Genomic DNA, 14,297 nt, shown 5'->3' on the forward strand with positions numbered 1-14,297 from the left:
AAGGATGGCCCGCACCGACCTACTCACGAGCCGACGCATGACCAACCCCCATCCCCACCCGACGGGATGCACTGGCGGCAACACACCCATTCGACCTTCGAGCATGACCGCTGGCATCACACCGCGTCCCACCAACGCCGGCCCGGTCCAACGGCTCCCGAGCACCCACCGAGCCACCATCCGCCACCGGCGTACGCGAAAAAGGCCCCGATCCGGTATGAACCACCAGGTCAGGACCTTGATCGTTGGTGCGCCGCCAGGGACTCGAACCCCGAACCCGCGGATTAAGAGTCCGCTGCTCTGCCAGTTGAGCTAGCGGCGCTCGTTGGCAACGGGGAGAACACTAGCAGGTCGCTGAACCGGGTTCCAATCCGATACCCGGCTCCTCCCTTCGGTCGAGCTTTTCGGAACATACGTGAGGAAGCACCCATAAGGCTTGGGACCGGCTGATGCCGGTAGGTAGCGATAGGGCACGATGTCCGCCAGGTGCGTGAGACAGGGGTGGGGATGGGCAGGTTCGCGCGGGCCGGGGCACTGGTGGGGACCCTGGGTCTGGTGGCGTCGCTGGCGCTGACGGGTTGTGGCGAGAAGCGCGGGGGTGCCCAGTTCGTGGACGGGGCCACTCCTGGCACGAGCGGGGCGGCAGCGCCGGGGGTGCCGGACGAGCCGGTGACGCCGAGTGGGCCGCCGCTTGAGGTGAGCCCGGCCGACGGCGCGAAGGACCGGCCGGTGAGCGTGGAGATCGACGCGAAGCTGCCGGACGGGGCGACCGTGTCGCAGGTGACGCTGACCACGGAGAACGGTAAGGAGGTCAAGGGGAAGCTGCGTACCGACGGTTCCTCCTGGGTGCCGGCCACGCCGCTGAAGTGGTCCACCACCTACGTCGCCAAGGTCACCGCGAGCCGGCCGGACGGCACGGTCAGCGAGGGCACCAGCACGTTCACCACGATGGCCAAGCCCAACTCGATGATCACCTCCGGGCTCTACCTCTTCGACGACAAGACGTACGGGGTGGCGATGCCGGTGGTGGCGGAGTTCCACCCGGGCATTCCGGCGAAGGACCGGGCCAAGGTGCAGAAGCGGATGTTCGTGCAGACCGATCCGCCGCAGCCGGGCGCCTGGCACTGGGTGAGCAACGGCACCCAGGCGTACTACCGGGCGCCGGAGTACTGGAAGCCGGGCACCGAGCTGACCGTACGCATCGCGCTGGCCGGCATCCCGCTGAGCAACGGCCGCTTCGGCAACGTCGACCGCAAGGCCACCGCCAAGATCGGCTCCGCCTTCGAGATGAAGGTGACCAACTCCGACAAGCAGATGCGGGTGTACGAGAACGGCAACCTGATCAAGACGCTGCCGGTGAGCCTGGGCAAGAAGAAGACCCCCTCCTCCAGCGGCACCCTGGTGGTGATGGAGAAGAAGGAGGCCACCGTCTTCGACACCATGGACGATCCGGACCCGGAGAACCGCTACGTCACCGACATCCAGTTCGCCCAGCGGCTCACCTGGGGTGGCGAGTACATCCACGCCGCGCCCTGGTCCGAGCACGTGCAGGGGCGGGAGAACGTCTCCCACGGCTGCGTGAACGTGTCGATGGCGAACGCCCGCTGGCTCTTCCAGCGTACGAAGATCGGTGACCCGATCACCATCAAGGGCACCGAGCGTAAGCTGGCGCACGGCAACGGCTGGACGGCGTGGGACCTGAGCTGGGCGGAGTTCGTCAAGGGCAGCGCGCTGCCGGTTCCGGAGGGTGGCGCCGGTCCGTCCCTGTGACCGCCACCCCTCGCCGGTCCGGCTCGGTGATCGGTGGCGCCGGTCCGGCCCGGTGACCGACCCGACCTGTCACCATCCGGACAATCCGCGCTCACGTGTTTCAGTTCACCTTCCGCAACGGGTAGGAGTTCTGGTGCGTCTGTGACATGAACGGGCAGCGGACATGAACGGGCAGCGGACATGAACGGGCAGCGGACATGAACGGGCAGCGGACCACGACTGTGAGGACACCATGCGAGTTCGGGACCAGCGCAACCGGCGGCGGAAGGCACTCGCCGCGGCAGTGCTCGCCGCGGCGTTGGCGCTGACCTCCGCCTGCACCGGCGGCAAGAGCGGCGGCGACCAGGGGCCGGGCTGGCAGGGCGGGGCCGACGAGCCGGCGCCCAAGGCGTCGGTGAGCATCAGCGAGCCGGCCGCCGACGCGACGGACGTCCCCGCTGCCACGGCGATCACCTTCGCCGCCGAGCAGGCCGAGGAGACAAGCGTCGAGCTGACCGGCGCGGACGGCGCGGCCGTCGAGGGCACCCTCGCCGCCGACGGCAAGAGCTGGCTGCCGGCGAAGGCGCTGGAGTACGGCGAGTCGTACACCGCCACCGTCACCGCGACCGGCGATGACGGCCGTCCGGTCACCGCCACCAGCGCGTTCACCGTGATGAAGCAGCCGGAGAAGCAGGTACGGATCAGCAGCTTCCTCGGCGACGACCAGACCGTCGGGGTGGCCATGCCCCTGATCGTGAAGTTCGGCCGGGAGATCCCGGAGAAGTACCGGGCCGACCTCCAGCGGCGGATGACGGTCACCTCGACGCCGGCGCAGGAGGGCGTCTGGCACTGGGTCAGCCCCACTGAGGTCCGTTACCGGCCGAAGGAGTTCTGGCAGGCCGGCAGCAAGGTGTCGTACCGGGTGCAGGCGGGCGGCCTGCCACTGGGTGACGGCTGGTACGGCCGGGCCGACCTGACCGTCGACATCAAGATCGGCCCCAAGCTCGTGATGACCGTGGACAACAAGACCAAGCGGATGGTGGTCACCCGGGACGGCGAGACGATCAAGACGATCCCGGTCAGCCTGGGCAAGAAGAGCACCCCCTCCTCCAGCGGCACCATGGTCGTGATGGAGAAGCTGCGCAAGACGGTCTTCGACACGTACGACGAGCTGGGTCCCGAGGACGGGTACCGGACGAAGATCGACTACGCCCAGCGGTTGACCTGGGGTGGCGAGTTCATCCACGCCGCGCCCTGGTCCGAGGGGCAGCAGGGCACCACGAACGTGTCGCACGGCTGCGTGAACGTCTCGATGGCCAACGGCGCCTGGCTGTTCAAGAACACCCGGGTCGGTGACCCGATCGTGGTGAAGGGCACCGAGCGCAAGCTGGCGAACGGCAACGGCTGGACCGACTGGAACGTCAGCTGGGACGAGTACGTCAAGGGCAGCGCCCTGCCCTACGAGCCGGCCGAGGAGGCACCGGCGCCGGACGACGAGGCGGCCCCCGACGTGTCGGCGAGCGAGACCGCCACCGCCTGAGCACCGCCCCGTGGCGGCCTCTCCTCGACGTGGGGAGGCCGCCACGTCCCGTTTCCACTAATGGTCGGCCGCGTGGCCGTAGGCACCACCGCCGTCGAGCAGGCCGGGCCCGCCGGAAACGCCGCAGGCCCCCTCGACGAGGGGGCCTGCCAGATGGGGTGACTGATGGGAATTGAACCCACGACAACCGGGACCACAACCCGGTGCTCTGCCAACTGAGCTACAGCCACCATGCCCGCCGCGCCGGTCGATTTCCCGGTGCGGGTGCGGAGAAATCATACCCCCACCACCGCCGACCGCGTCCACCGGGTTGCCACGGTGGCCTTCGGCCCCGAGCACGACGACCCAGCGCCCGACCGAGCGGCGCCGACAGTCCCGGGCCGAGCGGCGCTGACAGTCCCGGGCCGAGCGCCGCCGGCAGTCCCGGGCCGAGCGGCGGCTCAGAGCCCGGCCGCGATGCCCTTGGCGCTCTCCACGTCGGGACCGGGCAGCGGTACGAAGATGGTGCGCCGGTAGTACTCCAACTCCCGGATGCTCTCCCGGATGTCCGCCAGGGCGCGGTGGGCCAGGCCCTTCTGCGGCTGCCCGAAGTAAACCCTCGGGTACCAGCGGCGGCACAACTCCTTGATCGAAGACACGTCGATCATGCGGTAGTGCAGGTGGGCGTCGAGGCGGGGCATGTCCCGGGCGATGAATCCGCGGTCGGTGGCGATCGAGTTGCCGCAGAGCGGGGCGGTACGCGGATCCTTGACGTGCCGGGTCACGTAGTCGAGCACCAGGTCCTCGGCCTCGGCGAGAGTGACCGTGGAGCGCCTGACCTCGTCGGTAAGCCCCGACTTGGCGTGCATCGTCCGGACGATCTCCGGCATGCCCTCCAGCGCCGCTTCGTCGGCGTGGATCACCACGTCCACCCCGTCCCCAAGCACGTTGAGGTCGGGGTCCGTGACCAGTGCGGCGACCTCGATCAGCTTGTCGCCACGCAGGTCGAGCCCGGTCATCTCACAGTCGATCCAGACGAGAAGATCAGCCACCGGGACAGCCTACGCGCAGCGCAAGCCTCGTGGCTGCGCGCCGCCGGGGCCACCGACCGCTAGGGTCTTTCCCGTGCCCGCCGATCCCGCCACACCCTCCGCCGTCGACGTCGAGGACCCCGGTAGCCGTACGGCACGCCGAGTGGTGGGCGCGCTTGCAATGGCAGCGGTGCTACCGGCGCTGTACCTGCCCGGCATGACCCACAACTTCTTCGACCTGAAGATCTACATGGCGGCGATGGACTGGTGGCTCGCCGGCAACCCGCTCTACGACTATGTCCAGCCGGACCGGGTGCAGGGTGAGTTGTACTTCACCTATCCACCGTTCGCCGCGCTACTGCTGCTGCCGTTCGCCCTGCCGAAGCTGGGCGCGACCGTGGTGATCTTCACGGGATTGACCCTGCTGGGCGTGGTGGTCAGCACGAAGTGGCTGCTCGACCCGGTGATCCGTCGGCACCGCCTGCCGTACCTGTTCACCCTCGCGGTGGGGATTCTGCTCGTACTGGCGGTGGAGAGCACCCGGGAGACCATCACCTTCGGGCAGATCAACATGCTGCTGGTGGTGCTGATCCTGGCCGACCTGCTCTTCGCCGTACCCAAGAACAGCAGGTGGGCCGGGGTGGGCATCGGCCTGGCGACGGCGCTCAAACTCTTCCCGGGCATCTTCGTGGTCTACCTGCTGGCGACCCGGCGGTGGCGGGCGGCGGTGGTGGCCGGCGCGACCGCCGCCGCAGCGACCCTGCTCGCCGCAGCGGTCGCGCCCGGCGACTCGTGGCGGTTCTGGACGCACGAGTTGTGGGCCACCGACCGGGTCGGCCGGACCGACTACACCGGCAACCAGTCACTGTTCGGGCTGCTCAGCCGGCTCACCGCGCCGGAAGAGCCGAGCCGGCTGATCTGGCTGCCGCTGGTCGCGGTCGTCGCCGGGTACGGGCTGTGGCGGGCGGTACGGGCGGCCCGCGCCGGGGACGCCCTCACCGGCCTGACCCTGACCGGCCTGGTGGCGGCCCTGGTCAGCCCGATCACCTGGACCCACCACATCTACTGGTTCATCCCGGCGGTGGTGATCCTGGTCGACGCGACGCTGCGCACCGACCCGCGCACCGAGACCGGGGCCCGCCAGCGCCGCCGGCTGGGCACCCTCGCCGTCGCCACCTCGGCGATCATCGTGTACGGCGTGGTCTCCTTCTACGATTTCGGCGTCGCCCCGGTGCCGACAAGTACGCCCTGGGAGTTCCTGCTCCGCAACACCTACGTGCTGCTCTGCCTGGTGCTACTGGTCGCCCTGCCGGTGCGGACCGAGGCGAGCACCCCCACCACCCATTCCTCCGAACCAACCCCGCTCCCCAAAACCCCCCTCCCCCACTAGCTCTCCCGCCCCTCTCCCCCCGCGCCCCCGCGCCCGCATCGTGGATCTTGCACTTTTGGTCACCAATCCGTCCCTTAAGTCCCTTTTGTCGGGACACAAAGTGCAAGATCAACGGGGGGGGGCGGATGGAGGGGTGGGCGGGAGGTCAGTGGGGTGGGGTGGGCGGGCGGAGGGGGTGGGCGGGGGCCGGGAGGTCGGCGAGGGTTTCCGGGCGGGGCATCGGGGCGATCGCCGGTGGCGCGGGTGCGGCGGGGGCGAGGGGTGTGGCGGTGCTGCGGGACGGCGCGGCGCCGAGGGGTGCGGCGGGGCTGGGGGACGGGGCGGGGGCGAGGGGTGCGGCGGGGCTGGAGGACGGGGCGGCGGCGAGGGGCGTGGCGGGGGTGGTGGTGGTGCTGATGGACGGGGCGGGATGGGAGGCCGTGGCCACCGAGACCAGTTGCCGTTCGACCGGGCGGCGCGGTCCGGGTGACGGTGGAGTGCCCAGGCCACTGAGCGAACTCACCCCGAGCCGGCCGGCGAGCACCGGCACCTGATCGGGCTCGACCACGAAGATCACCTCGCGAGGGCGGATCGGCCGCAGCAGGACCAGCGCGGCGAGGGTGACCAGCAGAATGCCGCCGGTCAGCGCACCCCAGGTGGCCGGGGCGACCCAACCGGCGCGCAGTTCGGCACGCAGGTCCAAGCCCAGGTCGGCCCCGCCGTCGGGGCGCATCAGCACCAGGCTCAACTCGCGGCCGGCCAGGTCGGCGGGGCTCCACTCAAGCACGCCGGTGCCGGCGCGTACCCAGAAGGTCTGGGTGGCGGGGGCGGCCGGGACCATGGGCGGCGCGCCCTGCGCCGGTGGCACCTGCGCCAGCCGGACCGGCAACGCGCCCCGGGCCAGCGTGATCCGCTCGACCACGGCGTGCGGTGCCGCCGACAGCCAGCGCTGCGCCTCGTCGGCGGGGGCCAGGCCGACGAAGGCCGGCCCGTCGGGCGTACGGGCGTCCAGCCGGAACCGGGCCGATCCGCCCCGGGCGAACGGTACCTCCCGGCGTACCAGCGCGCCCAGGTCGGTCACCACCACCGCGTGGCCGGGCGTCCGCACGGTCTCGACCTGCGCGGTGAACACCCCGTCGGGGGCGGCGCGGCCGGTCAACAGGCCGAGCGCGGCAGCGCCGATCAGCGCGGTCGTGCCGACGGCCAGCAGCAGCATTCCGACCAGCGCCCACACGAAACGCATCCGCCCTGTCTCCCTCCGTAGCCAGATACCCGGCCGACCTTACCCACGACCCGGCCCTGAACAGCGGATATCCACGGCGAGGACGGCGAAAAGCGGACGGGCCCGCCGGGAGAGTCCCGGCGGGCCCGCGAGGCAGCACGGATCAAGATGGATCAGGGCGTCGGTGACGCGCCGCGGATCAGGGCGTCGCTGACACGGTCAGGATCAGGGCGTCGGTGACGGGGTACGGGTCAGGGCGCCGTCGGGGTGGTGTCGTCGCCCTGGACGGCGACGCCGCTCTCCCGTCGGCTCCGGGCGAACGCCAGCCCGCCCAGCACCAGCCCGCCGAGCCCGGCGACCAGGCCAGCTACGCCGAGCCCCACGGCCAACCCGTTGCCACCCTCGTCGCCGTCGCTGGCCGCGCCGCCCGGTGCGGCGGCCGGCGGCTCGGCGGGCGACTCCTCGGGTGCGGCGGCGGCGAGGGTGAGCACCGGCGCCGGGGTGGCCGGCTCCTCCCCACCCGCCGCCGGCGGTTCGTCGATCCAGCGCACCACGGCGCCATCGGAGTAGGTCTGCAACGCCTTGAAGACCATCTGGTCCACCTCGGGCAGCGGGCCCATGGAGACCGGGAACTCCTGGAAGGTGCCCGGTGCGATGGCTGCGTCGGTGCCGGCCGTCCAGGTGATCTTGGAGATCACCTCGGAGATCTCGGCACCGTGCACCTGCACCGGCGGGTCGACCGTGCGCTTCTCCACCGCCACCGTCCAGCCCGGCACCGGCATGGTCGACACCGAGCCGACCGGGGCGTTCTCGGGCAGGAAGATCTCCAGCTTGGTGGTCGACGCCTCGTCGCTCTCGTTCGGCACCCGAAACGCGAACCGGCCGTAGCCGCCCTGGGTCGCCTCATTCGGGTTGACCGACACGTGGGCCGACGCCGGGGGCACGAAGCCGAACACGGCCATGGCCACCGCGCCGAACGTCAGGGCGGCAGCGGCGCCGGCGGTACGCCGGTGACGGATCATGGGGGGACCTCTCTATCCGATGGGCACGGTGGCGGTCACCGTGGCCTGGTCGATCTCGGTGGTACGGGCGGTGACCCGCAGCTCCCACTCTCCCGCCGAGGGCAGGTTGATCTCCCCGGTGGCGTGGTTGTCGGTGAGCGGCAGCAGCGGTACGTCGATCGCTTCGATCCCGGCCGACGGCAGCGCCACGGTGGCCTTCCACTCCTTGATCGGCTGCGGCCGGTTGTCCGGGGTGTACGCGTAGAAGTGCACCGAGTTGTTGCCGCGCTCGGCCGGCGCCATCTCGACCTGGAGCGTGAACAGGGTGCTGGTGAGCGTGGTGGTGAAGTAGCCGGCCTCGGTGGCCGCCACGTCGGAGGAGGCGGTGCGGGCGGGAGTGGTCTGGACCAGGGTCGCCGACACCGCGAGCACGATCGCGGTGATCGCCAGCTCCGCCCAGATCGCCCGGCGTACCGGGGCGGGACGGCTGGCCGCGATCCGCTTGCGTACCAGGTGACGGGAGTACGCGGCCACCCCGATCACGAGCACGAACAGCCCGATCTTGGCGAGCACCAGTTGCCCGTACGTGGTGTTCACCAGGGCCGCCGGGGTGGCCACCTCGATCAGCGCCTGGACGATGCCGGCCAGCAGCAGCGCGGAGACCGCCAGGGCGGCCCAGCGCGACCAGATCGGCAGGATCGCGCCCAACTCCCGTTCGTCCGCCCGGGGCAACAGGAAGACGGCGAGCATCACCAGCCCACCCAGCCAGACCGCCATGGCGCCCAGGTGCACCGCGTCGACGAGCACCGACACGGCCGGGGCGGGCGAGGCCGCCGGGTGCCCGGCCAGCGGCCAGGTGAGCAGCGCGCCCGCACCGAGCACGCCGAGCACCACCAGGTCGGCGCGGCCCACCGGGCCGGCCAGCAGCGGTCGGAGCAGGAACGCCGCCGCGGCCAGGATGCCGAGCCGGACCAGGTGCGCGGCGCCGAAGACGCTGCCGAGGACCAGACTCAGTCCCTCGCCGGAGATGTCGAAGAGCCCACCACCGTTGGTGTACGGCACCTGCAACAGCGTCACCGCGACCGTGGCGAACGCCACCAGCCCGAGGCCGGTCCAGGCCAGCCGGGCCGGCCCGCGCCGGGACAGTCGGCGCGGCCAGAGGAACGCGAGCACCAGCGCCGGGCCGACCAGCAGCAGCAGTCCGGCGTAGCCGACGAACTTGGCGACCTTGATCGCGTTGCTGACCACGGGATCGGCCCGGCCGTCGTCACCGCTGTCCACCGGCGGCTCGGAGGGCGCGCCCACGGAGAAGGTGAACGCACCGGAGACCGGGTGGCTGTCGGCGGAGATCACCCGGTAGGTGACCAGGTAGGTGCCGTTCGCGCCGGACGGGTCGACCGGAATGCTTACCACCGTGTCGCTGAAGGCGGGCTCGCCCCGGTCCGCGCGGGAGCCGTCCGGCGCGACGACCCGGATCCGGTCCGGCACCTTCCGGACCGGCTCGCTGAAGGTGAGCACCACTTCGGCGGGGGCGGTGGGCACCACGGAGGAGGCGGCGGGACTGCTGCTGGAGAGCACCGCGTGGGCGCTGGCCGGGCCGGCCGGGAGGAGCAGCAGGGCGACGACGGTGACCAGCAGACCGGCGGCGGCGGTCAGCCGGGCGAAACGGCGGCGAGGGGCGGCAGTCATGCCCGCCATGCTCGCCGAAAACACCCCCAGAACGCGAGCCATCGGCGAACGCGAATGGCTAAGATCGCCGCCAGCGCCCGCCGAAGCGGCTGCGGGCACCGGGCCGGGGGTCATGAGCGGATAGTCGGCTGACGCGCCGGAAAAGTTCCCGACGTGTCCCAGCCCATGGAAGGGCCGAAGGACCCTGCTGCTCAGCAGGCTGCCGCGTAACCTGGGTTGTCGTGATCCCCGCCCCGCGCGACACCGCCGCCACCACCGATTCCGTGCTGGCCGGCGAAGGCGCACCGGAGTCCAGCGAACCGGCCGGCGTCGAGGCCACCCGGTGGGCGTTGGCCGCCCGCGACGGCGATCCGACCGCCCAGGCCGCGTTCGTCCGGGCCACCCAGGTCGAGGTGTGGCGGTTCGCGGCGGCCCTGGTCGACCCGGACAGCGCCGATGATCTCACCCAGGAGACGTACCTGCGGGCGTTCCGCGCGCTGCCCGCCTTCGAGGGGCGCTCCAGCGCGCGTACCTGGCTGCTCGGCATCGCCCGGCGGACCTGTGCCGACCACCTCCGTACGGTGATCCGGCGGCGACGCCTCGATCAGCGGCTCACCGCACACGCGCACACCGACGTGCCGCACCCCGACCCGGCCGGGCACCTCGGCGCGGCCGACCTGGTCCGTCGGCTGCCCGTCGAGCGACGCGGGGCGTTCGTGCTGACCCAGTTGCTCGGCCTGTCGTACGCCGAGGCCGCCGCAGTGGAGAAGGTGCCGGTGGGCACCATCCGCTCCCGGGTGGCCCGGGCCCGCGCCGACCTGGTCGACTCGATCGGTGAGGCGCTGGCGGGGTGAGCGGGGCCTCGCGGGGCGCGACATCGAGGTGGGCGCGGTGGCGCCCCTGGCTCGGGCTCGCCGTCCGGCTCGGGTTGGCGGCCGTCTGGCTCTACGCGGGCGCCAGCAAGGTCGGCGACCTGGCCGCCTCCGGCCGGGCCGTGCACGCGTACCAGGTCATGCCGTACGACGTGGCGATGGTGGTCGGCGCGGCGCTGCCCTTCGTCGAGCTGGCGCTCGGCGTACTCCTGCTGCTCGGGTTGGCCACCCGGCTGGCCGCCGGGGTCTCCGCGGCGCTGCTGCTGGTCTTCATCGCCGGCATCGCCTCGGCCTGGTCCCGCGGGTTGGCGATCGACTGCGGCTGCTTCGGCACCGGCGGCGAACTGCCGGCCGGGCAGCAGCCCAGCTATCTCCCGGAGATCCTCCGGGACCTGGGCTTCCTGGCGCTGGCCGGGTTCCTGCTGATCTGGCCCCGGACGGCCGTCTCGGTGGACGGCGCGCTGACGGGCGAACCGGTGGAGGATGACGATGAGTAGTCGCAAGGGGCGCAAGGACGCGGCCCGCGTGGTCCGGCAACAACTGGCCCGGGAACAACGCCGCAAGCGGACGCTGTGGATCTCCCTCGGCGCGGTGGTGGTGCTGGTCATCGCCGGGTTGATCGGCTGGAGCGTCTGGTCGGGCCAGCGCGGCGGGGAGTTCACCCCGCCGCCCGGTGCCAACGACGCCGGCACCGGCATCGTGGTCGGCTCCGGGCCGGTCACCATCGACATCTACGAGGACTATCTCTGCCCGGCCTGCAAGCAGTTCGAGCAGACCAGCGGCGAGACCATCAACCAGCTGGTGAGCGAGGGCAAGGTACGGGTGGTGTACCACCCGGTCGCCTACCTGAACCGCTACTCCAGCACCGAGTACTCGACCCGCGCGTCGGCCGCGTCCGGCTGCGCCGCCGAGGGCGGCCGGTTCACCGAGTTCGGCAAGGCGCTGTTCGAGCGGCAGCCGCCGGAGAACGGGGCCCAACTGAGCAACGACCAGCTGATCGACATCGGCGTCGAGGTCGGGCTGGACCGGGACGCCTTCGGCTCCTGCGTACGGGACGGAAAGTACACGTCGTGGACCCGGCACGTCACCGACGAGGCGAGTCGGGCCAACGTCACCGGCACGCCGACGGTTCTGGTCGACGGGGAGGCGGTGCGGGACTGGACGCCGGAGAACATCACCGCCGCGGTGGAGGCGGCCGGCCGGTGACCCCGCTGACCCGGGCCGCACTGCTGCTCGCCGGCACGGTCTGCGCCCTGCTCGCCACCGCCGCCCCCGCCGCCGCGCACGGCGCGGACGCACCGAACGGCAGCGACTACCGCACCGAGGTCACCGGCGTGACGCCGGCCGGGCCGGGGCTGCGGGTCCGGGTGGTCGAGGCGGGGGCCCGGCTTGAGCTGACCAACACCGGCGACGAGCCGGTCGAGGTCATCGGCTACTCGGGCGAGCCGTACCTGCGGGTCGGCCCGGACGGCGTGTTCGAGAACGCCCGCTCCCCCGCGACCTACCTGAACCGGACCATCGCCGGTGACACCGTGCTGCCGGCCGAGGTCGACCCGGCCGCCGCGCCGGACTGGCGGCGCGTCGACGACGGGTCGACCGTGCGCTGGCACGACCAGCGGGCGCTGTGGCGGGAGCCGGGACCGCCCGCCCAGGTCCGCGCCGCGCCCGACCGCGAGCACCGGGTACGCGACTGGGCGGTGCCGCTGCGCGCCGGCCAGGGGCCACTGGAGATCCGGGGCACCCTGACCTGGGTGCCGCCACCGGACGCGTACGCCTGGTGGGTGGTTGTCACGCTCGGCGCGCTCGCGGTGGGTGCGCTCGGGCTGTTGCCGGCCGCCTCGAAGCCGGGTCGCCGGGCGCTGTTCGGGCTCGGCGGGCTGCTGGCCTGCGGCGGGCTGGCGGCCGTGCTGGTCACCGTCGGGCGGGTACGCGACGCCGGGGCCGAAGGAGTCGGCGGGGTGCTGGCCGGGCTGCTGACCGGCCACGCGTGGGCGCTGCTGGCCGGGCTCGGCGCGATCGCCGCCGGTTGGTGGGCGTCGACCGGCTCGTCGGTACCGGCATCGCCGACTTCCACACCCACTACGCCTACCCGGGCGGCCGGCGGCGCGGGACAGCGGTCGCATGCGGACTTCGTGGTGGCGCTGGCCGGGGCGTGCCTGGCGCTCTTCGCCGGGATCGCCAACGCCGCCGTGCTCACCCGGTCCGTGCCGCCGGTGCCGTGGCCGGCGACGGCCGCCCGGGTGCTGGTCGTGCTGATCGTGGTCGCCGGGGCCGGTGCGCTCGCCGCCGCCGTGCTGCGCCTGCACGCCACCGGCCGCGCGGCGGTCAGCCCCGTGGCGGCAGCGAGGGACTGAACGGGTACGGCAGTTCGAGGCGGTGCCGGGCGAGCAGTTCCTCGTCGCCGAGCAGCTCTGCGGTCGGCCCGTCGGCCACTATCCGGCCGGCGTCGAGGATCACCGAGCGGTCGCAGAGTTCGAACGCGTACGGCAGGTCGTGGGTGACCATCAGCAGGGTCACCGGCAGGGAACGCAGGATGGTGGCGAGTTCCCGACGGGCCGCCGGGTCGAGGTTCGACGACGGCTCGTCGAGCACCAGGATCTCCGGGCGCATGGCGAGCACGGTGGCCACCGCGACCCGGCGGCGCTGCCCGAAGGAGAGGTGGTGCGGGGCGCGGTCCCGGTGTTCGGACATGCCCACCGCGGCCAGCGCCTCGTCCACCCGGGCGGCGAGTTCCGGCCCGCGCAGCCCGAGGTTGGCCGGCCCGAACGCCACGTCCTCGGCGACTGTGGGCAGGAAGAGCTGGTCGTCCGGGTCCTGGAAGACGATGCCCACCCGACGGCGGATCTCCGCCAGGGTGGCCCGGTCGGGGCGGACCGGCAGGCCACCGACGACGATGCTGCCCTCGGTGGCCGCGAGGATGCCGTTGAGGTGCAGCACGAGGGTGGTCTTGCCGGCGCCGTTCGGGCCGAGCAGGGCCACCCGCTCGCCCCGGGCCACGGTCAGGTCGACCGCGTGCAGGGCGACGTGCCCGTCCGGGTAGGCGTACCGGACGCCACGGACGTCGAGGCTGGGGACGGTCGGCTGCACACCGGAAATCATCTCAGCAGTGCGGCGGTGGCGGCGACGGTGCCCGCCAGGACCGGCACGGTGGCCGCGAGCAGCCACTGCCCGGCCGTCGCCGCGCCGGTGCCCTGCCCCAGCGCCGGCATCCGGCCGGTGTAGCCGCGCGAGAGCATCGCCAGGTAGACCCGCTCGCCGCGCTCGAAGGCACGCAGGAACAGCGCCCCGATGCCGGCGGCGAAGCCGCGCAACTGCCACAGGAACCGCGGATCGTCCCCCCGGGACATCCGGGCCACCCGCATCCGCCGGGCCTCGCCGACCAGCACGTCCAGGTAGCGCAGCATGAAGGTGGCGATCTGGGTGACCGGTTGCGGGCAGCGCAGCCGGTCCAGCCCGACGATCAGGTCCCGGGTGGTGGTGGTCGCGGCCAGCAGCAGCGACGCCCAGACGCCGAGGGTGCCCTTGGCGAGGATGTTGAACGCACCGTGCAGGCCGTCGACGGAGAGACTCACGCCGAGCACGTCCACCCGTTCGCCCGCGCCGAGAAAGGGCACCGCGAACGCGAAGAGCACGAACGGCAGCTCGATCGTGGACCGGGTCAGCAGCCATCGGGCGCTCACCCGCGCCAGCGCCGCCACCACCGCGACCAGCAGGGCGTACGCGCCGAAGGCCCAGAACGCCTCGCGCGGGGTGGCGACCACGGCGAGGGTGAACGCCACCATCGCCGCGATCTTGACCTCGGGCGGCAGCCGGTGCACCGGCGAGTCGGACTCCCGGTGCAGCACGTGCGCGTGACCGGCCCCCAT

General features: G+C 72.4%; 13 protein-coding genes and 2 tRNA genes. 7 read left to right on the forward strand and 8 right to left on the reverse strand.

The features are described from left to right. Nucleotides 1–246: 246 nt before the first annotated feature. Nucleotides 247–322, reverse strand: a tRNA-Lys gene (locus tag AC507J_RS28210). A 185-nt stretch (nt 323–507) separates the two neighbouring features. Here AC507J_RS28210 and AC507J_RS28215 point away from each other — a divergent pair. After that, nucleotides 508–1,770 carry a L,D-transpeptidase gene (locus AC507J_RS28215; RefSeq protein WP_496292832.1) on the forward strand — a complete coding sequence of 421 codons (1,263 nt, stop codon included), beginning with the start codon at nt 508–510 and terminating at the stop codon, nt 1,768–1,770. Nucleotides 1,771–2,002: 232 nt separating this feature from the next. Continuing rightward, on the forward strand, nt 2,003–3,289 hold the full coding sequence (locus AC507J_RS28220) for a L,D-transpeptidase (protein ID WP_496292834.1): 1,287 nt from the start codon (nt 2,003–2,005) through the stop codon (nt 3,287–3,289). A 154-nt stretch (nt 3,290–3,443) separates the two neighbouring features. Here the strand turns inward: AC507J_RS28220 and AC507J_RS28225 are convergent. Both AC507J_RS28225 and orn read right to left on the reverse strand, forming a co-directional pair. Further along, nucleotides 3,444–3,519: transfer RNA gene (locus AC507J_RS28225), tRNA-His, on the reverse strand. A 210-nt stretch (nt 3,520–3,729) separates the two neighbouring features. Next, complete coding sequence (gene orn / locus AC507J_RS28230) at nt 3,730–4,320, reverse strand: oligoribonuclease (protein ID WP_496292836.1); 591 nt, start codon at nt 4,318–4,320, stop codon at nt 3,730–3,732. Between the two features lie 73 nt (nt 4,321–4,393). Here orn and AC507J_RS28235 point away from each other — a divergent pair, with 73 nt between their 5' ends. After that, entirely contained in the window at nt 4,394–5,689 is a 1,296-nt protein-coding gene (locus AC507J_RS28235; protein ID WP_496292838.1) for a glycosyltransferase family 87 protein, read from the forward strand. A gap of 145 nt (nt 5,690–5,834) precedes the next feature. Here AC507J_RS28235 and AC507J_RS28240 read toward each other — a convergent pair whose 3' ends face one another. The 3 genes from AC507J_RS28240 to AC507J_RS28250 all read right to left on the reverse strand — a co-directional run bounded on the left by AC507J_RS28240 (nt 5,835) and on the right by AC507J_RS28250 (nt 9,589). Continuing rightward, on the reverse strand, nt 5,835–6,911 hold the full coding sequence (locus AC507J_RS28240; protein WP_496292840.1) for a hypothetical protein: 1,077 nt from the start codon (nt 6,909–6,911) through the stop codon (nt 5,835–5,837). 230 nt (nt 6,912–7,141) lie between these two features. Next, a complete protein-coding gene (locus AC507J_RS28245) occupies nt 7,142–7,912 on the reverse strand; it encodes a YcnI family copper-binding membrane protein (protein ID WP_496292842.1) in 771 nt (256 codons plus the stop codon). Nucleotides 7,913–7,924: 12 nt separating this feature from the next. Continuing rightward, on the reverse strand, nt 7,925–9,589 hold the full coding sequence (locus tag AC507J_RS28250; protein ID WP_496292844.1) for a copper resistance CopC/CopD family protein: 1,665 nt from the start codon (nt 9,587–9,589) through the stop codon (nt 7,925–7,927). Nucleotides 9,590–9,801: 212 nt separating this feature from the next. On the opposite strand from AC507J_RS28250, the gene AC507J_RS28255 reads away from it, so the two are divergent. Genes AC507J_RS28255 through AC507J_RS28270 form a run of 4 tightly spaced genes read left to right on the forward strand, consistent with a single transcriptional unit; the run spans nt 9,802 to nt 12,785 of the window. Next, nucleotides 9,802–10,413: a sigma-70 family RNA polymerase sigma factor gene (locus AC507J_RS28255; RefSeq protein WP_496292846.1), complete on the forward strand. Its 612-nt coding sequence runs from the start codon at nt 9,802–9,804 to the stop codon at nt 10,411–10,413. After that, nucleotides 10,410–10,928: a MauE/DoxX family redox-associated membrane protein gene (locus AC507J_RS28260; protein WP_496292848.1), complete on the forward strand. Its 519-nt coding sequence runs from the start codon at nt 10,410–10,412 to the stop codon at nt 10,926–10,928. The genes AC507J_RS28255 and AC507J_RS28260 overlap by 4 nt, the downstream gene beginning before the upstream one ends. Beyond that, complete coding sequence (locus AC507J_RS28265; protein ID WP_496292850.1) at nt 10,921–11,637, forward strand: DsbA family protein; 717 nt, start codon at nt 10,921–10,923, stop codon at nt 11,635–11,637. The genes AC507J_RS28260 and AC507J_RS28265 overlap by 8 nt, the downstream gene beginning before the upstream one ends. Next, nucleotides 11,634–12,785 carry a hypothetical protein gene (locus AC507J_RS28270; protein ID WP_496292852.1) on the forward strand — a complete coding sequence of 384 codons (1,152 nt, stop codon included), beginning with the start codon at nt 11,634–11,636 and terminating at the stop codon, nt 12,783–12,785. The genes AC507J_RS28265 and AC507J_RS28270 overlap by 4 nt, the downstream gene beginning before the upstream one ends. Here the strand turns inward: AC507J_RS28270 and AC507J_RS28275 are convergent. Beyond that, nucleotides 12,757–13,530, reverse strand: a complete 774-nt coding sequence (locus AC507J_RS28275; RefSeq protein WP_496292854.1) for an energy-coupling factor ABC transporter ATP-binding protein — start codon at nt 13,528–13,530, stop codon at nt 12,757–12,759. The two genes, AC507J_RS28270 and AC507J_RS28275, sit on opposite strands and share 29 nt — an antisense overlap. Continuing rightward, nucleotides 13,527–14,297 carry a cobalt ECF transporter T component CbiQ gene (cbiQ, locus tag AC507J_RS28280; protein WP_496292856.1) on the reverse strand — a complete coding sequence of 257 codons (771 nt, stop codon included), beginning with the start codon at nt 14,295–14,297 and terminating at the stop codon, nt 13,527–13,529. The genes AC507J_RS28275 and cbiQ overlap by 4 nt, the downstream gene beginning before the upstream one ends.

The sequence above is a fragment of the Micromonospora sp. PRAS1 genome (genome assembly GCF_059553435.1).